This is a genomic window from Acinetobacter parvus DSM 16617 = CIP 108168 (assembly GCF_000368025.1).
In the GTDB taxonomy this organism is placed as follows: domain Bacteria; phylum Pseudomonadota; class Gammaproteobacteria; order Pseudomonadales; family Moraxellaceae; genus Acinetobacter; species Acinetobacter parvus.
This window is the reverse complement of sequence record NZ_KB849212.1, coordinates 169,514-194,166: the sequence shown is the minus strand read 5'-3', so window position 1 is coordinate 194,166 and position 24,653 is coordinate 169,514. Positions and strand designations below refer to the sequence as shown.

The 24,653-nt window shown below is 40.1% G+C and carries 25 protein-coding genes and 4 pseudogenes; 22 read left to right on the top strand and 7 right to left on the bottom strand.

Features of this window, described 5'->3' with window-relative positions:
• Nucleotides 1-42: 42 nt before the first annotated feature.
• The 17 genes from F988_RS07340 to pyrF all read left to right on the top strand — a co-directional run bounded on the left by F988_RS07340 (nt 43) and on the right by pyrF (nt 12,064).
• Nucleotides 43-387 (top strand): PilZ domain-containing protein, encoded by a 345-nt coding sequence (locus F988_RS07340; RefSeq protein ID WP_004682232.1) that lies wholly within the window; start codon nt 43-45, stop codon nt 385-387.
• 22 nt (nt 388-409) lie between these two features.
• Nucleotides 410-1,183, top strand: coding sequence for a TatD family hydrolase (locus F988_RS07335; RefSeq protein WP_004682231.1), 774 nt, complete (start codon nt 410-412; stop codon nt 1,181-1,183).
• Nucleotides 1,184-1,220: 37 nt separating this feature from the next.
• Nucleotides 1,221-1,832, top strand: coding sequence for a TetR/AcrR family transcriptional regulator (locus tag F988_RS07330; RefSeq protein WP_004679489.1), 612 nt, complete (start codon nt 1,221-1,223; stop codon nt 1,830-1,832).
• A 12-nt stretch (nt 1,833-1,844) separates the two neighbouring features.
• On the top strand, nt 1,845-2,396 hold the full coding sequence (locus F988_RS07325) for a pilus assembly FimT family protein (protein ID WP_004682228.1): 552 nt from the start codon (nt 1,845-1,847) through the stop codon (nt 2,394-2,396).
• Entirely contained in the window at nt 2,383-2,772 is a 390-nt protein-coding gene (gene gspI / locus F988_RS07320; RefSeq protein ID WP_004682226.1) for a type II secretion system minor pseudopilin GspI, read from the top strand. Before F988_RS07325 ends, gspI begins: the two co-directional genes overlap by 14 nt.
• Entirely contained in the window at nt 2,769-3,410 is a 642-nt protein-coding gene (gspJ, locus tag F988_RS07315; RefSeq protein ID WP_004682223.1) for a type II secretion system minor pseudopilin GspJ, read from the top strand. Before gspI ends, gspJ begins: the two co-directional genes overlap by 4 nt.
• Complete coding sequence (gene gspK / locus F988_RS07310; RefSeq protein WP_004682220.1) at nt 3,407-4,381, top strand: type II secretion system minor pseudopilin GspK; 975 nt, start codon at nt 3,407-3,409, stop codon at nt 4,379-4,381. The genes gspJ and gspK overlap by 4 nt, the downstream gene beginning before the upstream one ends.
• A gap of 131 nt (nt 4,382-4,512) precedes the next feature.
• Nucleotides 4,513-5,109, top strand: a complete 597-nt coding sequence (locus F988_RS07305; RefSeq protein WP_004682219.1) for a 6-pyruvoyl trahydropterin synthase family protein — start codon at nt 4,513-4,515, stop codon at nt 5,107-5,109.
• 46 nt (nt 5,110-5,155) lie between these two features.
• Nucleotides 5,156-5,869, top strand: coding sequence for a uracil-DNA glycosylase (gene ung, locus F988_RS07300; protein WP_004682217.1), 714 nt, complete (start codon nt 5,156-5,158; stop codon nt 5,867-5,869).
• Nucleotides 5,866-6,990 (top strand): enoyl-CoA hydratase/isomerase family protein, encoded by a 1,125-nt coding sequence (locus F988_RS07295; RefSeq protein ID WP_171055705.1) that lies wholly within the window; start codon nt 5,866-5,868, stop codon nt 6,988-6,990. The genes ung and F988_RS07295 overlap by 4 nt, the downstream gene beginning before the upstream one ends.
• Nucleotides 6,991-6,995: 5 nt before the next feature.
• The gene (tadA, locus tag F988_RS07290; protein ID WP_004679479.1) at nt 6,996-7,523 is read left to right on the top strand and encodes a tRNA adenosine(34) deaminase TadA; all 528 of its coding nucleotides are present in this window, start codon (nt 6,996-6,998) and stop codon (nt 7,521-7,523) included.
• Between the two features lie 64 nt (nt 7,524-7,587).
• Nucleotides 7,588-8,028 (top strand): SRPBCC family protein, encoded by a 441-nt coding sequence (locus tag F988_RS07285; RefSeq protein ID WP_004679478.1) that lies wholly within the window; start codon nt 7,588-7,590, stop codon nt 8,026-8,028.
• 9 nt (nt 8,029-8,037) lie between these two features.
• Entirely contained in the window at nt 8,038-8,715 is a 678-nt protein-coding gene (cmk, locus tag F988_RS07280; protein WP_004679477.1) for a (d)CMP kinase, read from the top strand.
• A gap of 118 nt (nt 8,716-8,833) precedes the next feature.
• Nucleotides 8,834-10,516 carry a 30S ribosomal protein S1 gene (rpsA, locus tag F988_RS07275; protein WP_004679476.1) on the top strand — a complete coding sequence of 561 codons (1,683 nt, stop codon included), beginning with the start codon at nt 8,834-8,836 and terminating at the stop codon, nt 10,514-10,516.
• Nucleotides 10,517-10,673: 157 nt separating this feature from the next.
• On the top strand, nt 10,674-10,976 hold the full coding sequence (locus tag F988_RS07270) for an integration host factor subunit beta (RefSeq protein ID WP_004679473.1): 303 nt from the start codon (nt 10,674-10,676) through the stop codon (nt 10,974-10,976).
• A 14-nt stretch (nt 10,977-10,990) separates the two neighbouring features.
• The gene (locus tag F988_RS07265; RefSeq protein WP_004679472.1) at nt 10,991-11,350 is read left to right on the top strand and encodes a lipopolysaccharide assembly protein LapA domain-containing protein; all 360 of its coding nucleotides are present in this window, start codon (nt 10,991-10,993) and stop codon (nt 11,348-11,350) included.
• 33 nt (nt 11,351-11,383) lie between these two features.
• Nucleotides 11,384-12,064 (top strand): orotidine-5'-phosphate decarboxylase, encoded by a 681-nt coding sequence (gene pyrF / locus F988_RS07260; RefSeq protein ID WP_004682213.1) that lies wholly within the window; start codon nt 11,384-11,386, stop codon nt 12,062-12,064.
• 74 nt (nt 12,065-12,138) lie between these two features.
• Here pyrF and F988_RS14565 read toward each other — a convergent pair.
• Nucleotides 12,139-12,278 (bottom strand): annotated as a pseudogene (locus F988_RS14565) (LysO family transporter); the annotation flags it as partial.
• 95 nt (nt 12,279-12,373) lie between these two features.
• Between F988_RS14565 and F988_RS07255 the strand changes: the two are divergent.
• Nucleotides 12,374-13,141 carry an META domain-containing protein gene (locus tag F988_RS07255; RefSeq protein ID WP_004682212.1) on the top strand — a complete coding sequence of 256 codons (768 nt, stop codon included), beginning with the start codon at nt 12,374-12,376 and terminating at the stop codon, nt 13,139-13,141.
• A gap of 49 nt (nt 13,142-13,190) precedes the next feature.
• On the opposite strand, the gene F988_RS07250 is transcribed toward F988_RS07255, so the two are convergent.
• The gene (locus F988_RS07250) at nt 13,191-14,708 is read right to left on the bottom strand and encodes a flavin-containing monooxygenase (protein ID WP_004682210.1); all 1,518 of its coding nucleotides are present in this window, start codon (nt 14,706-14,708) and stop codon (nt 13,191-13,193) included.
• A 208-nt stretch (nt 14,709-14,916) separates the two neighbouring features.
• On the opposite strand from F988_RS07250, the pseudogene F988_RS07245 reads away from it, so the two are divergent.
• The 3 genes and pseudogenes from F988_RS07245 to F988_RS07235 all read left to right on the top strand — a co-directional run.
• Nucleotides 14,917-15,540 (top strand): annotated as a pseudogene (locus F988_RS07245) (helix-turn-helix transcriptional regulator); the annotation flags it as partial.
• Between the two features lie 118 nt (nt 15,541-15,658).
• Nucleotides 15,659-16,804: a cell division protein ZapE gene (zapE, locus tag F988_RS07240; RefSeq protein ID WP_004682208.1), complete on the top strand. Its 1,146-nt coding sequence runs from the start codon at nt 15,659-15,661 to the stop codon at nt 16,802-16,804.
• Between the two features lie 292 nt (nt 16,805-17,096).
• Nucleotides 17,097-19,259 (top strand): malate synthase G, encoded by a 2,163-nt coding sequence (locus F988_RS07235; RefSeq protein ID WP_004682206.1) that lies wholly within the window; start codon nt 17,097-17,099, stop codon nt 19,257-19,259.
• A gap of 292 nt (nt 19,260-19,551) precedes the next feature.
• Here F988_RS07235 and purB read toward each other — a convergent pair whose 3' ends face one another.
• From purB to F988_RS07210, 5 genes and pseudogenes are all read right to left on the bottom strand, one after another.
• Nucleotides 19,552-20,940: an adenylosuccinate lyase gene (gene purB / locus F988_RS07230; protein WP_004682205.1), complete on the bottom strand. Its 1,389-nt coding sequence runs from the start codon at nt 20,938-20,940 to the stop codon at nt 19,552-19,554.
• 54 nt (nt 20,941-20,994) lie between these two features.
• A complete protein-coding gene (gene hflD, locus F988_RS07225) occupies nt 20,995-21,726 on the bottom strand; it encodes a high frequency lysogenization protein HflD (RefSeq protein WP_004682203.1) in 732 nt (243 codons plus the stop codon).
• 18 nt (nt 21,727-21,744) lie between these two features.
• A complete protein-coding gene (gene mnmA / locus F988_RS07220; RefSeq protein ID WP_004682201.1) occupies nt 21,745-22,878 on the bottom strand; it encodes a tRNA 2-thiouridine(34) synthase MnmA in 1,134 nt (377 codons plus the stop codon).
• A gap of 4 nt (nt 22,879-22,882) precedes the next feature.
• Entirely contained in the window at nt 22,883-23,371 is a 489-nt protein-coding gene (locus tag F988_RS07215) for an NUDIX hydrolase (RefSeq protein ID WP_010589357.1), read from the bottom strand.
• A 64-nt stretch (nt 23,372-23,435) separates the two neighbouring features.
• Nucleotides 23,436-23,889: pseudogene (locus F988_RS07210) on the bottom strand (transposase family protein); the annotation flags it as partial.
• Between the two features lie 260 nt (nt 23,890-24,149).
• On the opposite strand from F988_RS07210, the pseudogene F988_RS07205 reads away from it, so the two are divergent.
• Nucleotides 24,150-24,560: pseudogene (locus F988_RS07205) on the top strand (GTP-binding protein); the annotation flags it as partial.
• Nucleotides 24,561-24,653: the final 93 nt, after the last annotated feature.

Here is a 24,653-nt window from a genome sequence, read left to right as displayed (position 1 = left end):
TGATATAAAAGTGTTCGGTTTTTATGTTAACAGGGGAATGTTATGCAACCACAAATGATGGGTGGAATTATACAGGTCAATATTCCTGATAAAGCAACGTTGCAATCAAGTTATATGCCTTTTGTTCAAGGCGGCGGTTTATTTGTTCCAACCAAGCAGGCGGTCAAGATGGGACAGGAGGTATTTGTTCTGGCAACCTTACCAGATCAGGCACAGAAGATTCCGTTGACAGGTAAAGTGATCTGGATTTCTTATAAACAAACACATTTTAAACCACAGGGTTTTGCAATCCAACTGATGGGTGAAAAAGGTGTGTATTATAAAAATGAGGCTGAAAAGTTGCTGGCAGGTTCAAAAGGCCTTGATCGCCCAAGTTACACCATGTAAGCGTTATAGATAGGAAAAAAGAGTGTTTGTTGATACGCATTGCCATTTAACCATGCTGGATTTGACACCTTATCAAGGAGATCTGGATCAGGCACTTGCACAGGCCAGACTCGCGGGTGTGTCAAAATTTATGGGAATTTCAGTTGATCTGGATGACCATATTCAATTGTCACAGATCGCGTCCAGACATGTGGATGTTGGCTATACGGTTGGTGTTCATCCATGTGAGGATGAGCAGACCATGGCACGCGCGACAACAGATTATTTGGTGGAGCTTGCCCAATCTGAAAAAGTCTGGGCTTTGGGTGAAACTGGTCTGGATTACTATCACAGCACTGATTTTATTGCAGCGCAAAAGCAGTGTTTTGCACGGCATATTCAGGCCTCAAAGATTATAAAGAAACCTGTGGTGGTACATACACGTTCGGCTAAGCATGACACGGTTGATATTATAAAGACTGAGCAGTCAACGCATGGAATATTGCATTGTTTTACCGAAGACTGGGAAACTGCGAAAGCTGTTCTGGACTGTGGCTACTACATTTCATTCTCTGGCATTATCTCATTTAAAAATGCACAGGATTTGCGAGATGTCGCTAAACAGGTTCCACTTGACCGTGTACTGATTGAAACAGATAGTCCTTATTTAGCACCTGTACCTTATCGTGGTAAAACCAACGAACCGAAATATGTGCCGTATGTAGCAAAAGCACTCAGTGATGTATATGATAAATCGGTTGAAGAAATTGGCATGATCACTGCCCAAAATTTTGAAAATCTTTTAAATTTGAAATAAACGGTTTTGTTGCGCTAGGAAAAGTTATCACGTGAAAATGGATCGCCAAGCTCAGTTTAGAGCACGAGAAGTCTTGATTTTTCAGATTGCTGAACAACTCTTATTGGAAAATGGTGAAGCAGGTATGACACTTGATGCGCTGGCTGCTGAGCTGGATCTTGCGAAAGGAACTTTATACAAACATTTTCAGAGTAAAGATGAATTGTATATGTTGCTGATTATTCGTAATGAGAAAATGTTGCTGGAAATGATTCAGGATACTGAAAAGACTTTTCCTGAACATCTGGCATTCTTTATGCTGCATCATCTCCATCATCCTGAACGTACCGCCTTATTTCACCAGATTGAAGAACGTCTCTCCACGACTGGGCAAGGGATTCAATTGCTATTCAGCGAATTGTATAGAATTCGCCGTCAACGTTTGCGGATTATTATCCGTATGACAGAAAGCTATCTGGTAGATATCCATAGCAGCATGACCACACGCGATTATTTGGCTTCCATCTGGTCTTTGACTTATGGCGCTGCGGTGATTCTCAACTCAAGTTTTTATCAGCGTTATTTGGGCTCTCGAGATACCTTGCGCGTTGCCTATATTGAGCAGGCTTTGGCGATGCCAAAACAACTTGAACAAGTGGCTGCTTCATAATTGGTCAGGCAAATGAGATCACCCCGTCGATTACAACAGGCATTCACCCTCATTGAAATTATGGTGGTGATTGTGATTATGACCATCATGGCATCTTTGGTGGTGTTAAATATTGGTGGTGTTGATCAGCGCCGTGCCATGCAGGCGAGAGAAATGTTTATTCTCGATTTGAAAAAAATCAATAAGGAAGCAACTGATCAAGCCAAGGTGCTGGCATTAAATACCCAAAATGCAACTGATGTTGCACCCTTTAGCTATAATTTATTTGAATATCATGATCAAAGCCTTGAGCAAATACAACAGGCTAATCGCACTTGGCAACCTTATCCTGAATTTAAACCACGCCAGTTACCTGATCAAGTGTCGTTTAGCATTCAAAGTTTAGATGGCGAGAATTATTCGAAAGCCAAAAATGAAGATTTATTAGGTGGTAAATCACCCCAGTTGATCTGGTTTGGCAATGGCGAGGCCAAACCTGTTCGTATTCAGTTTTATTATGAACAGCAACCCATTGGCCATGAGCTGGAACTCGATCACCTGGGTAAAATAAATGAACAAGATTAAAGCCTTTACCTTACTTGAAGTGATGGTGGCACTTGCTATCTTTGCTGTGGCAGCGATTGCATTAACTAAAATTGCCATGCAATACACACAGTCAACCTCCAATGCGATTTTGCGGACCAAGGCACAATTTGTTGCCATGAATGAAGTGGCCATGATGGAAATGAATCAGGAATGGTTGGAAGGGACACAGTCCAAACAAGTCACCTCACAGGGAGAAACCTGGCAGATTGATAAAAAAGCACAGGCAACCATTAGTCCCAATATTCAGCGCATCGAATTGCAGGTGAGCTTGTTTAATGCGGAACAAGGTAAAGTTGAAGCAGGGATCACCAACATGGTGTTTTTTAACTACCCAGCAAAAGCCAAGACATCATGAAATATAAACAGGCATTTACTTTAGTTGAATTGTTGGTTGCGATTGCAATTTTTGCGGTACTTTCAATGCTGGGCTGGAAAGTCTTTGATTATTTATTAAAAGTAAAAGACCGTAATGCGGAACATGAAACCTACCTGTTTGAACTACAGGACGCTTATCAGCAAATTTTGAGGGATAGCCTACAAATCATTCCCTTAACGGCCAATGATGGCAGACAATTACAAGCGGCTTTATTGTTAAATGATCGAAGTTTTATGTTTAGTAAGGCTGGTGTCTCAGATCCATTAAAGCAGGGTGTGTCGCCTTATGAACGGATTGAATATCGCTATGATTCTGCACAGAAGAAAGTCTATCGTTTAAAATATGCAAATCTCAATATCCCTAATCGGGTGCAACCGATTTCCAGTACCCTGTTAGAACGGGTGGACCAGTTTAAAATTACCGTTCTCAACCCACAAGAACTGACCCAATGGCCTGAAAATATCAGTGATCCGAATAATGTAACTGAATTAAAAAAACTACCTTTAGGGTTTAAGGTACAGTTGACTGTTGCAGGCACAGATTATGAGTGGATTTATAGTCTACTGAATACTAATAAGCTGTCAGCAAGCCAAAATAATCAGGTGCTGCCACCATGAAAATTTATTCATCTCAACGTGGTATCGCATTACTCACTATTTTAGTGATGGTGGCCTTAGCGACCATTCTGGCTGCAACCATTGCCAAACGACAGACCAATACCGCTGAAAATACAGGCTATTTGATGCGTCAGGATCAATCCTTGCTTTATGCCAAAAGTGCAGAGGCATTTTTCTCTGAATTGCTGATTCAGGACAGTGATAATGGTAGCAGCATTGATCATTTACAGGAAAACTGGGCGAAACCAATGCCAGCCTTTCCTGTAGAGGATGGTTTTATTTCAGGTCGTTTGCTGGATGAGTCTGGAAAATTCAATTTAAATAATTTGTTAAAAGCTGATGGCAGTGTGGATGACTCTGCAAGACGCTGGTTTGAAAAATTATTGCAACGCGTCGGGTTGCCTGCTGAATTGAGTCAGGCCGTAATTGACTGGCAAGATGCCGATGATGAAACTACGGGGGCGATGGGTGCAGAAAGTAATTATTATCAGGGTTTGGATCCATCCTATTTGGCTTCCAATACCAGGTTTCATCAGGTAGAGGAGTTAAAGCTGGTCAGAGGGTTCGAGGGAAAAAATTATGACCTCATTGCACCTTATGTCACCGCATTGCCAGAAGCCACAAAAATCAATATGAACACGGCGGCTCCCTTATTATTGGCAAGCATTGATCCCAAATTAGATGTAAAAACGCTAGAACAGGAATTAAAAGCCAAACAGGCAGAATTAGCCTATTTCAATAGTGTTGAAGATTTATGGAAACTGAATGCTTTTTCTGGAATAGAACCACAAAACAAGACCGATGCTGCGGCATGGTTAGACAGTAAATCAAATTATTTTACTGCTCAAATTGAAGTGGTTTTAAGTGAACGCAAACGACAGTTTAGCAGTGCTATGATGCGCAAAGACAAGCAGGTAACAGTCTATTCCAGAAGCCTTGCGCCATTTAATACAGTTGTACCAGCACCATAGAAATCGAGTGGGTAAATCTAAAATGTATAAATTGGATGATTGAATGGTCACAGGGTTTAAAATCAATCACAATGCTTGGTTTTTTTGCTTTATAATAAAATTCGTTTTGCAGAATAAGATCAGCTTGGTGCATGTTAATTCGTAAATTATTTAAGTTTGAAAATGCTCATATTGTGCGTAACTGTACATCGGACCGTTGTAAGCGTTCGATTCATGGGCACAGCTATAAAGTTGAATTACTGTTAAAAGCCTCAAAGCTAGATCATGGACAAATGGTTTATGATTTTGGGTTGTTAAAAGGTGTGATTAAGGAGCTTTTTGACAGTTTTGATCATGCCATTTGCTATTGGCAAAAAGATGACCCTGAATATATCGCCGCATGTCAAACATTTAGTGCACGCTGGATTGCGTTACCTGTTTCACCATCTGCTGAGCAATTTTCACGGATTTTCTTTTATCTGGCACAGCAGGTGCTTCATTCAACCACTACCCAAAATGGTGAGGGTGATGTAGAGGTTTATTCGGTGATTGTGCATGAAACGGATACAGGTTATGCACAAAGTTTCATAGAAGATATTGAAAACGAACAAATGGGTATCTTAAATTTAGACCAGATTATTTTTTCAGAACAGGTACAGGCGGAATGGAGTGATCCTCAAATGTATGAGAATCTGAAAAATGGAATTAAATTCCAAAATCCAAATGTAGAACTACAAGTCAATATTTGAGTGGTCTGTTACTTTACAACAAATAAATTTATTGCAGGGAATGTTGATGCAATTTACTGAACAACAGCAGGATAAGTTAAATAAAGTTCAGTTGGATGAGTCCTGGAAAATCTCTTTGTCAGAGTTTTTACTGAGCCAAAAAATGGATAACTTGCGTGAATTTTTGCAGCAGGAAAAACTTGCCGAAAAAACAATTTATCCGCCTAGCAAGCAAATTTTCAATGCATTGAATACAACCCCGTTACAGCATGTAAAGGTCGTGATATTGGGTCAAGATCCATATCATGGCCCTAATCAAGCCAATGGTCTAAGCTTTTCTGTACAAAGAGGGGTTGCATTACCTCCATCTTTGCGTAATATTTTTCATGAATTGAATACTGATCTTGGCGTACCAGTTTCCCGTCATGGTGATCTGAGTAAATGGGCGGCGCAAGGTGTGCTGTTACTCAACAGCGTACTTACCGTCGCGGCAGGACAGCCAACTTCTCATCAAAAACAAGGCTGGGAAGAGTTTACCGATGCTGTCATTGATGTGTTGAATGAACAGCGGGAGCATGTGGTCTTTATTTTGTGGGGTGCTTATGCACAACGTAAAGGACAGCGCATTGATCGAAATAAACATCTAGTGTTAACAGCAGCTCATCCATCACCACTTGCTGCAAACCGAGGTGGTTTTTTTGGCTGTAAAGTATTTTCTAAAACAAATCATTATTTGAAACAACATGGCATTGAGCCAATAGACTGGCAACTGGACGCATAATGACTTCTCCCGATTTAAATAGTTATCACCCAGATTTAATTATCGAAAACGCTAAAAATGGTTGGCGTATTGTTCGTTTAAACCGACCAAAATCTTTACATGCACTTGATGAGTCAATTGTGAGTGCTTTATTGAAAGTATTTGAATATTTTCATGAAGATGACAGTGTTAAAGCAATCTGGTTTGATTCAACCACACCAAAAGCCTTTTGCGCGGGTGGTGATGTTCGTAAACTCCGTCAACTTGTCATTAATAATGAAGTAGATACGGCAAATAAATTTTTTGAACAAGAATATGCGCTTGATTTATTGCTTCATAACTATGCTAAGCCAATCGTAGTTTGGGGTGAAGGTTATGTCATGGGTGGTGGTTTAGGACTATTCATGGCCGCGCCTTTCCGTCTAGTCACACCTTATTCACGTCTTGCAATGCCTGAAATCAATATTGGTCTCTATCCTGATGTAGGGGGAAGTCGTTTTCTTGCAGATCGTGGTCAAATTGGGCTGTTTACAGGTTTAACGGGTTCAATTATGACTGCAGCTGGTGCTTTTAGCATTGGTTGGGCAACTCATATTTGTGAAGCACAGCGAGATAATGTTCTTCAAAAAGTTTTGAATGTGGATTGGAATCACTATCCTGCGGGTGCTTTCCGTGCCATTGATGATACTTTAAATAGTCTACATCGTCCTGTAGCGGCAGGTCCTCTGCAAAACTCAATCGATGTGATCCATAGTGTTTGCCGTGGTCAAAGTTTTGAGTATGACTATCAAGCGATTATTGGTCTGAGTGATGCAAGTAGTGACTGGTTACGTCAGGCAAGTGAGAATCTGCAAAAAGGTTCTCCAAGTACTGCTGCGATTACATGGTTGCTGTGGCAATGGGGCAAGCAGGGTCATGCCTGGGATGAGGTTTTTGCGCTTGAATCACAAATTTCTGACTGGAAAATTCGTCATCCAGATTTTGTTGAGGGTGTCCGTGCACGTTTAGTTGATAAGGACTTATCACCAGAATGGAAAGCAGCCGAAAAAATTACGTTACAAGATATTTTATCTGATTGTGCTCCAGTAACTACGATTGATAGCTGGAATGCATTATTAAGACAATATGGTGTTATTGCTTAAAATCGATGAGTATTGACGTCACAATTTCAGAAAACTTTAACGATGAATACTGGATGCAGTTTGCTTATGAGCAGGCTAACCTAGCCGCATCACAGGACGAAATTCCAGTTGGGGCTGTAATTGTAAGCCAGAATAAGGTGATTGGTTCGGGTTATAATGCACCCATCAAGCTTTCTGATCCAACTGCACATGCTGAAATCCAGGCACTTCGTTCCGCCTGTCAGGCTATAGATAATTACCGTTTGCCAGATGATGCCACACTTTATGTGACGCTTGAACCTTGTACGATGTGTGTTGGCGCACTCATTCATGCCCGTATCAAAAAAGTAGTGTTTGCTACAACAGAGCCTAAAGCTGGTTCGTTGGTCAGTGCAAGACAGCTACTTGAAAGCGGCTATTACAATCATAAATTCACTTTCGAACAGGGATGCATGCAGGCACAGTGTTCATCCCAGTTAAGTGAGTTTTTTAAGCGTAGACGTGATGAAAAGAGAAAAATCCATTCGTCAAAAACGCCCTTAAATGATTCATAATGCCCTTGTAGTTGTGGCAAACTAGGCCCTCCCATGATTTTGGTTAGATCAAAAAGGCGAAGCTATGCGTAATGCAATCACCATACAAAAAGAATTCAATGCACCCATCTCTGATGTTTTTGATTTATTGTCAAAACATGCAACCTACAACAAGGCGTTTGCACCTTTACAGGTGGTGCGGGTAAAGGATTCTGCTGACCCTCAACGTCCTGATGGCATCGGCTCAATTCGTCGTATGGGTTTTGGCCCGATTAAGCCATTACAGGAAGAGATTACCCTGCTGGAAGAAAACAAGCGGATTGAATATAAGCTGATTAACAACCCATTGGTAAAACATCATTTGGGACAAATTGATTTTAGGGAAATTACACCCTACATCACTTTGGTGACCTATAAGATTGAATTTACCGCAAAAGCACCATTTGTAAGTAAATTAGTTCTTGCACAACTCAAGGCAGCGATTACACTAGGTTTTTCAAAATTAGCAAAATCAGTTGCTTCATAAGAGACAGGAATGACAGTTCAAATTATTACGATTGATGGTCCTAGTGGTTCTGGCAAAGGGACCTTGGCAGCCAAAATAGCTGCTTATTATGGATTTAATCTTTTAGACTCTGGTGCTTTATATCGTTTACTCGGGCTGTCATTATTTCAAAAGGGCTTGTTGGACCAGATTGAGGCAAGGCTGGAACAATGTGTTGATGATGCAACTCATTTGGATATTGAATTTAAATCAAATGAGACCGCTACGCAGGTGTTGCTTGAGGGGAAAGATGTCACCAATACCATTCGAACAGAGCAGGTCGGTGAGTATGCTTCTAAAGTGGCAACTGTGCCAGAATTAAGAAAGGCATTATTTGAACGTCAACGTGCATTTATCCAGCATCCAGGACTGGTTGCCGATGGCCGTGACATGGCAACTTCAATTTTTCCTGAAGCGCAAGCCAAGCTATACCTTACGGCATCAGCCGAATCGCGTGCTGAGCGACGTGTAAAACAGTTGCAGGGTATGGGGCTTGATGCTAAAATAAGCGACATTTTATCTAACATACAGGCTAGAGATAAAAGAGATATGGAGCGTGAAGTCGCTCCGCTCAAGCCAGCGGAAGACGCCTATATCATTGATAGCTCTACAATAGGCATTGATGAGGTCTTTAAGCTCATGGTTGATTATATCGATAGTCGTATATAAATAGATATTCAATGAATTTTCAGTTGAAGCATGGTCTGGTCAGATTTTTATGGCTATGTAACAACTTAACTAAACCGATCTTGTCTGATCCAAGACCGTTGAATTTTTTAGGTATATCATGACCGAATCTTTTGCAGCCCTCTTTGAAGAAAGCGAATCAACCCTTAATATTGACAAAGGTGCCGTAATTAAAGGTATCGTTGTTAGTATCGACTCTGACTGGGTAACTGTTGACACTGGCCTTAAATCTGAAGGTGTTGTTGACCGTGCTGAGTTTTTAAATGAACAACGTGAACTTGAAGTTCAGGTTGGTGATGAAGTTGATGTTGTTGTTGAAGCGCTTGACAACGGTATGGGTCAAACAGTTTTATCACGTGAAAAAGCGAAACGTGCTGAAACCTGGACTAAACTTGAGAAAATCTTTGAAGATGGCGAAATCGTTACTGGTGTTATCTCTGGTAAGGTTAAAGGTGGTTTCACTGTTGACATTGGTCCTGTACGTGCATTCCTGCCAGGTTCTTTGGTTGACACTCGTCCGATTCGCGACACAACTCACCTTGAAGGTAAAGAGTTGGAGTTCAAGGTTATCAAGCTTGATGCTAAACGCAATAACGTTGTGGTTTCTCGTCGTGCCGTAATGGAAGCTGAATCTTCAGCTGACCGTGAAGCATTGCTTGCTCAGCTTGAAGAAGGTCAAACTGTTACTGGTACAATCAAGAACCTTACAGATTACGGTGCATTCGTTGATCTTGGTGGTATTGATGGTCTTCTGCATATCACAGATATGGCTTGGAAACGTATCAAGCATCCATCAGAAGTGGTTGAAGTGGGTCAAGAAGTTACTGTTAAAGTACTTAAGTTTGACAAAGAGCGTAACCGCGTATCTTTAGGTCTTAAGCAATTAGGCGAAGATCCATGGTTGGCGATCATGAACCGTTATCCTAAAGGTTCTATCGTTAAAGCTCGCGTAACGAACTTAACTGACTACGGCTGTTTCGCAGAAATCGCTGAAGGCGTTGAAGGTTTAGTACACGTTTCTGAAATGGACCACACTAACAAAAACATCCACCCATCTAAAGTTGTTCAGATTGGTGATGAAGTTGACGTTATGGTTCTTGAAGTTGACGAAGAGCGTCGTCGTATTTCTCTTGGTATCAAACAAACTCGTGCTAACCCATGGGAAGAGTTTGCTAAGAACCACGACAAAGGTGAAAAAGTTTCAGGTACAATTAAGTCAATCACTGACTTCGGTATCTTCATCGGTTTACCAGGCGGTATCGATGGTCTAGTTCACTTGTCTGACATTTCTTGGAACGAGCAAGGCGAAGAAGCAATTCGTCGTTACAAGAAAGGTGACACAGTTGAAGCGGTTATCTTGTCTGTCGACGCTGAAGGCAACCGTATCAGCCTTGGTATCAAGCAATTGAACAGCGACCCATTCAATGACTTCTTGGCTGCGAATGAGCGCGGTGCCTTGGTTAAAGGTACTGTAACTGCTGTTGATGCGAAAGGTGCTACAGTTAAATTGGCTGATGACATCGAAGCAACACTTAAAGCTTCTGAAATCAACCGTGACCGCGTTGAAGATGCAACCAAGTTCCTAGAAGTTGGTCAGGAAGTTGAAGCGAAGATCATCAACGTTGATCGCAAGTCTCGTTCAATCAACTTGTCTATCAAAGCGAAAGACGAAGCTGAAGAGAAAGAAGCTGTAAACAATGCTCGTCAAGCTGCTGCTACACAAGTTGCTGACAGCAATGGTCCTAAGACTATTGGTGACTTAATTAAAGCTCAAATGAAGTAATTTGTTAAAAAGTACGTTTCTTGTAACAGAGAAGTACTTTTTTATACAAAAATACTGTAAACGGTAGCGTAGTATTTATGTACTGCGCTACCGTTTTGTATTTAAACAGGTTATTATTAAAAACATTAAAAAGTAGCAATAATTAAAGAGGTCATCAATGACTACTGAAGCACTTAATAAATCTGATTTGATTGAACGGATTGCACTTAAAAACCCACACTTGGCTGAACCTTTAGTTGAAGATGCAGTTAAGATCATGATTGACCAAATGATTGAAGCGCTTTCAAATGGTGATCGTATCGAAATTCGTGGTTTTGGCAGTTTTGCATTGCATCATCGTGAACCACGTTTAGGACGTAACCCTAAAACAGGTAAGGCTGTTGATGTTGCGGCGAAAGCCGTTCCTCACTTTAAACCAGGTAAAGCACTTCGTGATGCGGTAAACGAATCTGCTGAATAATATTCGAGGTGTGTATGCGTTATATATTAATTGCATTACTTATTGCTATATTTGGTTATTCGCTTGCCTTGGTTTTGCAGAACCCAGCAGAGTTGGAGGTAAACTTATTGTTTACCCAAGTCCCTGCGATGCGTTTAGGTCTATTGCTTCTATTAACATTGGCATTAGGCATTGTTGTTGGTCTACTTCTTGGTGTCCAGGTATTTAGGGTTTTCCAAACCAATTGGGAAATTAAACGTTTACGTAAAGACATTGATCATCTGAGAAAAGAACAAATTCAGGTGGCTCAACAAGCTGCTGCTCAGGCTGCTGCAAGTACAAGACATGAAAAAACTGTGCTGGATATTCACACAGAAAATAAAAGCCCATTATAATATGGGCTTTATTTTTATTGGGAAGAAAAGCTCTTGAGTATCATTGTTGCCTTGGATGCAAAAAGCGAATACGACGCTCTGACAATTGTGGAACAACTTGATCCTACTCTATGTCGTGTCAAAGTAGGCAAAGAGCTTTTTACTCATGAAGGTCCATCTGTTGTTAAAAACTTAAAGAACAAGGGTTTTGAAGTTTTTTTGGATTTAAAATTCCATGATATTCCGAATACCACCGCTCAGGCGGTTTGTGCGGCGGCTGATCTAGGTGTTTGGATGGTCAATGTACATGCATCTGGTGGTCGCAAGATGATGGAAACCTGTGTTGAGCGTTTGCAAGCAGGAAATTATCAAACACAATTGATTGCAGTGACTGTTTTAACGTCAATGGGACGTGAAGATTTGCGTGATATTGGTTTGGATATCGAACCTGTAGAGCAAGTTAAACGCTTGGCCAAGCTCACTCAAGAGAGTGGCCTGGATGGTGTGGTATGTTCGGCACAGGAAGCAAAAATTCTTCGTAAAATGTTAGGGGCAGATTTTGCATTGGTAACACCTGGTATTCGTCCTGAGGGTTCGAATGCAGATGACCAGAAACGTATTGTGACACCTAAACAGGCAATGCAAGATGGTTCAACCCATTTGGTCATTGGCCGTCCAATTACCAAGGCAGAAAACCCAACTGAGATGCTCAAGTCTATTTTAGCTTCGATTTAAATCGATAGATCTTCATGTAAGGGCGAACTTGTGTTTGCCTTTTATATTGATTTGATCAATTCAACTGATATTCATTAGAATTTCAGATTTAAAAACAGAGTTATCAATAGGGGGGGAGTAGCGAAAGAATTAATCCGCTCATCATGGCATGAGGTACATAATACTTACCACATGATTGCTTCACCATTGCCAAGGTAACATCCATTGAAGTTGCTTAATTTTTTATTTTATCCCAGTATATGATTCATCCATTATGCCCAGAAAAGTGCTATACAAAATATCAGCAGATAGATATGGAGGAGGGACTAAATGCAAGTTAAATCTATATTTTTCTTTTTATGCTGTAGTGTGGGTTTACTTGCTTGTACCCCAGTTGTACAGGAGCCAAAAAAGATTTCAGTAGATCCAGAGAAAATATTAACTTCATATTTTTGGCAATATCAACCCCCGAATGAGAATCCTCCAATTAAATTAAACTTTGAAAATAATAGTGTTGGGGTGAATACAGGGTGTAATGCTGGTGGTGCGCCTTATAAAATTCAGGGGAAAAAATTAATTGCGACAGAAAGTTTTGTGCTAACCGCTATGGGATGTCCTGATGAATTAGCAAAACAAGAAGTATTAGCGACAAATTTATTTGATCAAGACAAGCAGGCTATATTTACCTTGGATTCAACCAATATTGCTCAACCAACCTTAACATTTAAAATGTTAGATAGTCAGCAGTATTCATTTGTAGGAAAAATGACACCTGAAACAAAATATCAGTCTAAACCTGAAATTTTAACATTTGAGGTTTTTCCTCATTTCGTATCTTGTGAAAATAACAGCGCAGCTTCCGAACGACCACAATGCTTAAAGATTCGTGAAATTAAAGAGGTCGGATTATGGGAGAATCGGGAAAAAGGACAGTGGCAAATTATTAAACAAGATGAAATTGAAGATTATCAGCATATTGAAAATACGTATGCCATGATTTTAGTGAAACGTTTTCCACTAAAAGATCACAAGCGTCCGTATGTGGATGTTTACTACACCACACCAATGTCAGGTAATGGCGATTATTACGAACCTTAAAACAATAAACGAGAGGATCATAAATTATCCTCTCGTTTATCATTACAATTTAAGCGACTTGTTTTTTTGATTGCTTAGCGTCATTACTCATAAAATTATAATCAGCAACATTCGCTTTACGCGTTTCTAACCAGTATTTCCAGGTATAAGTTGGCCATAGAGAGAAGTTCTTGCCATCAGCCGCCTGATACCAACTGCTACAGCCACCTGCTTGCCATACCGTACCTTTAAGCTGTTCCTGTACACGTTCGTTGAACTGATCTTGTGCATCATGCTTGATTTCAATCGCCTGAGTAGCTGTTTTATCCACGGTCTGGATCAACTGTAGAATATAGTTCACTTGTGATTCAATCATGAAAATCACAGAGTTATGCCCTAAGATTGTGTTAGGACCAAGTAGCTGGAACAGGTTCGGGAAGTTCTTGGTGGCAATGCCATAGTAACTTTCAGCGCCATCTTTCCATGCCTGTTTCAGCTCAATGCCATTACGACCGACACAATCAAAATGCTTTAAGTAGATACGTGGATCGGTAATAAAACCTGTACCATAAATCAGGCAGTCAATCTGACGTTCTTTACCATCTTTGGTGATGATGCCATTTGCAGTAATTTCCTGAATAGCATCTGTAACCAGTTCAACGTTTTTACGGTTAAAGGTTGGAAAGTATTTGTTGGAAATCAAAATACGCTTACAACCCATGACGAAATCAGGAGTTAGTTTCTTGGCGAGTTCTTTATCTTTCACCTGAAAACGAATAAAGGCTTCTGCAAGCTTTTGACCATATTTCATGATCTGAGGTTGTACAATCGGCACGACACGAGACTCATTGGTCCAGTACAAGCGGGTACGATGGATTTGGCGATAAATATTCGATGCCTTGAACAAAGTCTTGCTGAGTTGTGAATATTTACGTTCATCACGTGGGATGACCCATGCTGCAGTACGCTGAAACACATAAAGCTGTTTTACTTCGGGTGCAATTTCAGGAATATACTGAATGGCACTGCCACCTGTACCAATAGAGGCAACAGATTTACCACTTAAATCATAATCGTGTTCCCATTTTGAAGAATGGAAGACTTTGCCTTTGAATTTCTCAATCCCTTTAATGTGTGGAATTTGGGGAACATGCAGTGGACCAGAAGCAAAAATAACAAATTGTGCTTCAAGTGTTGGCTGGTCTTTAAATTCTACAGTCCAGACATTGCGGTTTTCATCAAACTGAGCATGAGTCACTTCATGATTAAATTTACAATAATCTTTTAATTTATATTGTTCAGTAATATCCTGAATATAAGTAAAAATTTCATCTGCTTCTGCGTAACGTTTGGACCAGTCGGTTTTAGGTGCAAATGAAAGGGAATACATATGCGATTGAACATCACAGGCTGCACCTGGATACTGGTTTTCTCGCCATGTGCCACCCACATCATTGGTCTTTTCCAAAATCACAAAATCATTGATTTGACTTTGTAATAGTCGAATAGCCATTGCCAAACCACCAAAACCTGCACCAATAATGGCAACTTTGGTTTTTTGAATTGCATCCTTGTTCGCATTACGCATAGCCCACCCCCCCTACACAGCTAAATTTTGTGCAAGTTTAAAGGTTTTATCAAGATTAAATATGATTGTATAGACGCAGAACTTGATCATTTCGGCAATTCATTTACATGCTTTTTTATAGTACAACATTAAAGTCTTGAGAATTGCATTTGGAATTATGAAGAGATCTATCCTCGGATTAATGTATTTGATTCAAGGCATGCGTCATCTCCGAGCACAATGTGAAATCTCAGGTACCTATAGGTTTTTACAAGATATTTTTAAAATGATGGGGCTGGAAATTCCTCACATTCAAATTGAATTACCATTTAAAAGGCCAAAAGACTTGGCATTGATGGCTGCCTATCAGGACTATTATGGGCAGGATGTCAAATTTGATTGTGATCAGGCGGCATTCATTCTGGACGATATTCAAATCCTGCAAATTAAAGTCCCCTCCGCAGATACATTGACCTATCGGGTGTATGAGGAAAAATGCCTACAGGATTTAGCAAAGCTGGAGAAGAATGAAAACCTCAAGCTGACCGTTGTCGAATATGTTGAAGATTATCTGGAACTGCAGAATGGCGTGATTCCAACCATGACGGAAACAGCCTGTGCATTGAACATGCCTGAACGAACTTTAAGGCACCAATTACAGCAAATGCAGACCAGCTATAAGGAAATTCGGGAAAGGCTCATCAAGCAAAAGGCATTAAAATTCATTGAAAACAGTTCGTATTCGATTGAGCAAGTGGCCGAAATGTTGGGATATTCTGAACCTGCAGCATTTAATCATGCCTTTAAAAGATGGTTTGGACAAAGCCCTAGACAATATCATCGAAATAGCTAAATAATTAAAAATGGTAGATTATGATGTTTAAACAGCATGATAATTAAGCCTAAAATCTAATGCCTTTGAACTCAATGTTCGATATAATTTTCACCAATTAAAATTGCAATAAGTCCTTATGTCAAATTCTAAACCAGACTCACATAGCACTGCATTTATTCCTGCATCACCTGCTGAACGCTATACTCAAGCGCTTGAGTCAGGTCAGTTTATGCCTGATGAAGCTCAGGCTCAGGCAGTGCAAGAGTTAGATCGAGTATGGAAAGAATTACTCACTCGTTATAAAGCTTCCAAGAAAGCATTTCGACGTTTCCGTCGTCAGACCTATCCAAAAGGGGTTTATATGTGGGGCGGTGTAGGCCGTGGCAAGACTTGGTTAATGGACCAGTTTTATGATGCTGTCCCGTTCCGCCGCAAGACCCGTATGCATTTTCATCACTTTATGCAGCACGTCCATAAAGAATTAAACAAGCTTTCAGGCCAGCGTAATCCTCTGGATGCAGTGGCCGATCAAATTTATAAAAATGCAGTTGTGATTTGTTTTGACGAGTTCTTTGTGTCGAACGTGACAGATGCAATGATTCTTAGTGATTTATTCCAGAAACTATTTGAGCGTGGCATTACCCTGATTGCAACATCAAACATTGCGCCAGAGGGTTTATATAAAAACGGGATTCACCGTGACCGTTTTATGCCCACGATTACACTGGTACAGAAAAACTGTGTGGTTTTAAATGTTGATGCAGGCATTGATTACCGTTTACGAGTTTTGAAACAGGCACAGTTGTTTAAATATCCATTAAGCAGTGATGCCCAGTCATGGATGCTTGAACGTTTCCAATCGCTTACACATACTCAAACCAAGTCGAATACACCCATCATGATTAACAATCGTGTGGTAGAGACGCTGGGGCATACCGAAGATGTATTGTGGTGTGAATTCTCTGAATTATGCTTTAAGCCACGTAGTCCAGCAGACTTTATTGAAATTGCCAATATTTACAATACTGTATTGGTCAGCAATATTCCGAATTTGACCGATTTCCTGTCAGAAGGAACCCGACGTTTTATTTATCTGGTCGATGAGTTTTATGATCGTGGGGTGAAATTATTGCTGACGTCAGAAGATTCAATTATTGAGCTTTATGAAGGTCAGAAATTGGCTTTTGAAATTGAGCGTACCCGTTCAAGATTGCTGGAAATGCAGTCGGATGACTACCTGCATTCTGAACATCGACAGATACAGGTTGCAAAAACCTCATAAATTTACAAAGGCATTCTTCGGAATGTCTTTTTTATAAATTTAGAGGGAGAAAGCTTTATTCTTGTTTGAATTTTGCTATAAATAAAGTCGTTTAAAAATGTGAGGACATTGCAGGCCTAAACTGTAAGTACCCAGGAATTTGATTTTTTGATAAAGAGATAAAATTGCGCTTGTCAATACGTCTTATAGAGAAAATGCTTACTATTTAGGAATGTGATATTACTATTCAGGCTAGTATAAATCGGTATACTAGGAATCTTGTTATAAAAAGTTAGCACCATCAGGAAAGACAATGACTGTACGTATTCAACAAGGCAAGCTAGCGATTGCTAAAGAACTTTACGATTTCATCGAAAATGAAGCTTTACCAGGATCTGGTTTAGATAGTGAAACTTACTGGAAAAACTTCGAGCAAGTCGTTGTCGATCTTAGCCCAAAAAACAAGGCATTATTGGCTAAGCGTGATGAACTACAAGCCAAGATTGATGAATGGCACCGCAATAATAAATTTGAATTGAATGCCTATAAAGCATTCCTGACTGAAATTGGTTATCTGGAACCAGAAGTTGCTGACTTTAAAGTTACAACTGAAAATGTAGATGAAGAAATTGCTTTATTGGCAGGTCCACAGCTAGTTGTACCAGTACGTAATGCACGTTATTGCTTAAACGCAGCCAATGCACGTTGGGGTTCTTTGTACGATGCACTGTATGGTACAGATGTAATTTCTGAAGAAAATGGTGCGGAAAAAGGTAAAGGCTATAACCCAGTTCGTGGTGACAAGGTTATTGCATTCGCTAAAGATTTCTTAAACCAGACTTTCCCGTTGGCACAAGGCTCACACGCTGATGCAACTCAATATGCGGTTGATCACAATCGTCTAGTTGTGACTTTAAAAGATGGTTCGACTACTTCTTTGGCGCATGAAGCTCAATTTGTTGGTTTCAATGGTGAAGCCGCAAACCCAACTGAAATCGTTTTATTAAATAACGGCCTGCACGTTATCATTGATATTGATGCAAACAGCCCAGTGGGTAAAACTGATGCTGCTGGCGTGAAAGATTTAACCCTTGAAGCGGCAATCACAACCATTCAGGATTTGGAAGATTCTGTTGCGGCGGTTGATGCTGAAGAGAAAGTTGAAGGCTACCGTAACTGGTTGGGCTTGATGAAAGGTGACTTACAAGAGTCTATCGAGAAAAATGGTAAAACCATTACACGTGCCTTAAACAAAGACCGTACTGTTCAAAACCTGATTGGTGGCACTACAACTTTACATGGTCGTTCGTTGATGCTTCTTCGTAATGTTGGTCATTTAATGACTAACCCAGCGATCCTTGTAGAAGGTGAAGAAGTATTTGAAGGTATTATGGATGCATTAGTTACTCCATTACTTACAATTTCAGATATTCGTGGCGAAAACGAAAATAAGAACTCTCGTAAAGGTTCTATGTATATCGTTAAGCCAAAAATGCATGGCCCAGAAGAAGTTGCATTCGCAGTTGAATTGTTTGAGCGTGCGGAACAGGCACTTGGCTTGCCAGCGAAGACGCTTAAAATCGGGATTATGGACGAAGAACGTCGTACTTCAGTTAATTTGAAAAACTGTATTGCTGCTGCAAAAGACCGTACGATTTTCATTAACACTGGTTTTATGGATCGTACGGGTGATGAAATCCATACCTCTATGGAAGCAGCGCCAATGGTCCGTAAAGAAGCTGTTAAAGCTCAGAAATGGATTGCTTCTTACGAAAATCGTAACGTTGCGATTGGTTTGGCATGTGGCCTACAAGGTAAGGCACAAATTGGTAAAGGCATGTGGCCAAAACCAGACAGCATGAAAGATATGTTGGCGACTAAAACTGCACATCCAAATGCAGGTGCATCTTGTGCATGGGTTCCATCTCCAACAGGTGCGGTACTTCATGCATTGCATTACCATCAAATCAACGTGAAAGCACGTCAGGATGAGTTGGCTAATGAAGATATGTTGTCTCTGGATGACTTGTTAACACCTCCTTTTGCTCCAGAAACCAACTGGACTGCTGAAGAAATTAACAACGAACTTGAAAATAACTGTCAAGGTATTCTGGGTTATGTCGTTCGTTGGGTTGACCTAGGCGTAGGTTGTTCTAAAGTTCCAGACATCAACAACGTTGGTTTGATGGAAGACCGTGCAACATTACGTATTTCCTCTCAACATGTTGCGAACTGGTTACGTCACGGGATTGTAACACGCGAACAGGTTGAAGAAGTGTTGAAGCGCATGGCAGTGATTGTTGATCAGCAAAATGCCAATGATCCACTTTATACACCAATGGCACCTAAGTTTGATGGTATCGCATTCCAGGCAGCTTCTGACCTGATCTTCAAAGGCGCTGAGCAACCATCGGGTTATACAGAGCCATTGTTACATGCTGCACGTTTAAAATTAAAAGGTTATACAGGTGATTAATTTCTTCTAAACTGAAAAGCCTCCTCGGAGGCTTTTTTTAAAACCTCGTTTTCTTAAAATATGTAAAATATTGCTTATCACAGTATTGTTAGTCATTTTATGTGCGTGAATTTCAAAATTTAATAAATGTTCTATCATTGAAGCTAAAAAACGTGATTTGCAATTTTTGAGTAAGCTAAATTAAACAGATTGTTGGTTTATTTTTTCAAAAATATCAATTAAAAAATATAGAAATTAAGATGTTAGCGCATAAAAAAGCAAAGCCGAGGCTTTGCTTTTTTATCAACAAAACTTAGATTTTGCTAATTAGATCATTAATTTGTTTCGCTTGTTCAGCTGCATTACCTGTATATGTAGCAGGTGTAAGCTCTGCTAAACGAGCACGTTCATCAGCTGGAACTTGAAGAAGTTCATCACCATTAACGAAGTTCACCATCATTTCACGTGTCATTGCTTGACCACGAGTCAATGCTTTTAGTTTTTCGTAAGGTTTTTCAACATTGTAACGGCGCATTACTGTTTGGATCGGTTCTGCAAGAACCTCTTGTGCTTGGTCTAAATCTTCATTTAAACGGTTCGCATTCAACTCAAGTTTACCAATACCTTTTAAGCAAGCATCAAAAGCAATCAAGCTTTGTGCAAAACCAACCCCCATGTTACGAAGAACAGTTGAGTCAGTTAAGTCTCGCTGCCAACGAGAAACAGGAAGTTTTTCACCAAGATGACCCAATACCGCATTTGCGATACCTAAGTTACCTTCAGAATTTTCGAAGTCAATTGGGTTTACTTTATGAGGCATGGTTGATGAACCAACTTCACCATCTTTCAATTTTTGTTTGAAGTAACCCAGTGAGATATAGCCCCAAACATCACGGTTAAAGTCGATCAGGATGGTGTTATAACGACGTAATGCATCGAACAATTCAGCCATATAGTCATGTGGCTCAATTTGTGTGGTGTATGGGTTAAATGCTAAACCTAAAGATTCAACAAATGCTTGAGCATGTGCAGCCCAGTCAATTTCTGGGTAAGCAGATAGGTGAGCATTGTAGTTACCGACAGCACCATTGATTTTGCCCAATAATTCAACATTTTCAAATTGCTTGATTTGGCGCGCTAAACGATAAGCAACGTTTGCCATCTCTTTACCTAACGTAGTCGGGCTTGCAGTTTGACCATGTGTACGAGACAACATTGGTTGCTCAGCGTGTGTGATAGCCAAAGCAGAAATCGCATTCAGAATTTGTTTCATACTTGAAACTAAAACTTCACGACCATTTTTAAGCATTAATGCATGAGATAAGTTGTTGATGTCTTCAGAGGTACATGCAAAGTGAATAAATTCGCCCGCATTTTGTAGCTCATCAATATTCGCAATTTTTTCTTTAAGGAAGTATTCAACTGCTTTTACATCGTGGTTTGTCGTACGCTCGATTTCTTTAATACGATTCGCATCTTCTTCAGAAAAATTGGTTACGATCGCATCCAATGCTGCATTTGTTTCAGCAGAAAAAGCAGGAACTTCAATAATTTCTGCACGATTTGCAAGTGCTTGTAACCAACGCACTTCAACCGTAACACGAGCGTGGATTAAACCAAACTCAGACAAAAAAGGGCGTAACGCATCGCATTTGCTTGCATAACGTCCATCAAGTGGTGAGAGTGCGGTTAAAGCATTCATACAGATTCCTTAATTTTGGAATAAACATAAAAATAAATTCGTCTTAGCATCGGTTTATACCACCTGATACTGCAAACGAGCGAGAGCTTGAATATCTTGTAAAAGCTTACGTTTATTAAAGATCATACTCCAAGAGCTACCACCGAGTTGTCGCCACAAATGCGCAAGCTGTAGACCTGTAAAAAGGCAAGCACGGATTCGATTTGTATGATTCATATCTTTAAACGCTTCAGCATTACCACGGACTAAAATGCGCGGATTGATTTGCCCAGCAGTTTCAACATAGGTCTGAGCTAAATTGGCAATAATACTTGGGTGCAAATAGTTATTATCGAAAAAAGACAACTGTTTTAGGATTTTTTGTTGAGCCGTTTCGATAATTTTGACGTATTCAGGATTGCTATACACTTTCTTTTCCAACTGCAATAATGCCATAGCATAGGACATGGGAAGTTTAGCTGTCGACATTTTCGGAATACGAGATTTAGGAGCAGTATTAAAAGGTTGAGTTATACAACTTTCTAATGATTTTAAACCAAGAGAGATATCTGCAAGTTGATTAAAAAAATCTAAAGTTTGAGTCGCATTGTTGGTCGCTGGGCGAATATTTAAACTGGCTTTGATCAGTAGTTCAAAATAAAAATTACCACTATCTCCAATACTCTGCTGTCCCGCCATCGCAGTCATATGCGTGAGCTGAGTTGCTTGGAAGACAGCAGCCAATGCTAAAGCACGGTTTTGTCTTACATTCAACGCTTGGGTGTGCTGAAAGGGTAACTCCGCCATGCTTCGATTCCAATATCCTTAAATAAAATCTGGTTGAGGTGCATCAGTATGGTGAATGACACCACCGCCTAAGCATACCTCTCCTGAGTAAAACACCACACTTTGCCCTGGAGTTACAGCACGTTGTGGTTCATCAAACTCAACTCGAATACCATTTTCTGTATGTTCATCATGATAAATTGTACACGCTTGGTCAGGCTGACGATAACGAGTTTTTGCTGTGCATCGGAAACCCGTAGTTGGGATCTCTTGTTCACCTGCAACCCAATCAATTGACTCACTCCAGAGCTGTGTGCTTTGCATAAGCGGATGATCATGCCCCTGTCCAATGACTAATCGGTTATTGGCAACATCCTTATGCAATACGAACCATGCACCTTCTTGCGCACCTTTCATACCACCAATACCGATCCCACCGCGTTGACCGAGCGTATAGTACATTAAGCCATGATGTTCACCAACTTGTTTGCCATTATCCAAGACAATTTTTCCAGCCTGAGCAGGAAGATACTGTTTTAAGAAATCGCTAAAACGGCGTTCCCCGATAAAACAGATTCCTGTGGAGTCCTTTTTCTTAGCCGTCGCTAAATCAAGCTCTTCTGCGATTTTACGCACCTGCGGTTTTTCAATTTCACCGACAGGGAACAAAGTCTTGTTAATTTCACGACCATGAACTGCATGTAAGAAATAAGTTTGGTCTTTATTATTATCGACACCACGTAATAAAGGTGCGTAGGTTTCACCACGTGAGTTTTGTGTACTCGCACCACGACGTGCATAGTGGCCTGTGGCAATAAAGTCTGCACCCAAAGTCATCGCATGATCGAGGAAGGCGCGGAATTTAATTTCTTTATTGCACAGAATATCTGGGTTTGGTGTGCGACCCGCAGCGTATTCAGCCAGAAAGTGCTCAAAGACACGATCCCAATATTCCATTGCAAAGTTCGCAGTGTGCAGCTTGATACCAATTTTATCTGCAACGGCTTGCGCATCAGCTAAGTCTTCAAGTGCTGTGCAGTATTCCGTACCATCATCTTCTTCCCAGTTTTTCATGAAAAGACCTTCAACTTGATATCCTTGTTGAAGTAATAATGCGGCAGAAACAGAGGAGTCTACACCACCAGACATACCGACGATGACACGTTGTTGCATCTAATTAAGCGTCCAAATGAGAAGTTAATGAGGGAGAGAAAGGGTGCTCATAAATGAGCGATAAGGGGTATTTTTTGCCAGTAAGGGCATCTTGAACAGCTTTTAAAACCAGTGGGCTACGGGCACGGGCTGATTCCTGCAATTCATCCAGATTCATCCAGACCGTACCGACAATGCCTGTATCCAGTTGCGCATTTTCCTCAACGGAGGTGACATGGGCAAGAAAGCAGAAACGGTAATAGGTACGATCTGGAAACATGGGCGGCGTATAGGTGTAAATCCCGAGCAAGTGATCGACTTCAACATGATGACCTGTTTCTTCTAAGGTCTCACGAATCGCTGCTTGCACAATGGTTTCTCTGCATTCTACATGTCCCGCAGGTTGATTAAACACGGTATGTACAAAGCCTTCGCTGTGTTCTTCAACAAACAGAAAACGTCCGTCTTTTTCGACTACAGTGGCGACTGTGACATGAGGTGTCCAAACGGTCATAGAAAGCACCATGATTTTAAAAAGCGTATCATACGAAATTTGGGGATTTTTGGCTATGGTGAAGAGGATGAAAAATAATCTGTGTTTTTAAGCTATGTTTTTTCTTTTTCCCACTATACCAATTTTTCTGTTTTTTTAGGGCGTTCTATCGGACTCTCTGTCACGTCCATGATAACCCAGTTAAAATTCTCATCTACTGTTAGCATCGTTCTCTTAGGTAAAGTAAAACATCTTGATTTCATTAAGGAATTTTCTACCTTTTGAATCGTGCGGTTGACGTTACTTTCTGCTATCGCATACGTGGCTGACAATTCAAGTTGGGTGTTATAGTTCCGTAAGTAATTGAGTGTCAATAATAATTGATCCTCTATACTTAATGTATGGGGACGACCTGACTTCTTCTTTTGCGTTTCCGAATCTTGTAGAATTTTGACCATATCATCAAATAATTCTCTAGGAACGCCAACCAAGCGTTTAAATTCAGAAGCTGTATAGCGGCTTAATGTTTTATATCTCATTCGCTCTTTATGGGGGGTTATACTTTCGCAAGAGGTCTAATTTTTTGTGGTTTTGAAATGAATGTGCCAAGAATGGTGAAATAGTCACCAAAAAATAGGAAATAATTTAAAGAATAAAAAAATCAATGGCAAAAAATTAGACGTATTAAGTATTATGTATTAAGTATTTGGTATGTTTTTTAATCTGTGGTAAAATAACAACGTTTTTAAATCTGTGACATGGGTCAAAAATATTTAATTATAAGTAAGTAGCAGGTCTTATGATTCTTCAGCAATACAAAATTGTTTTTGGTGGAACGATGGGGGCAGGTAAATCTAGAGCAATTAAGGCTCTGTCAGATATCCCTGTTGTTAGTACAGAAGCTGTGAATACAGATTTAGATGCACACAGTAAATACTTGACGACTGTTGGAATTGACTACGGCGAAATTAGTTTAGAAGACGGTACCAAGATTGGTTTATATGGTACGCCTGGGCAAGACCGATTTGACTTTATGTGGACGATTGTCTGTAAAGGTGCAATTGGTACGGTGGTACTCATTGACCACTCAAGTCCTAATCGCTTAAAAGACCTCGAGTTCTATCTAGATGCGTTTCAAAACCATAGTAATAACATTGTTATTGGGGTTACGCATATAGATGTGCAAAATGATCAGTTATTAAAAATTTACTCTGTACACGACAAAAATAGATAACTCATTGAAATAATGTCACAATAATTGTTTTCTAACGACGAATACTATGACACATCTCAATGAGTTATA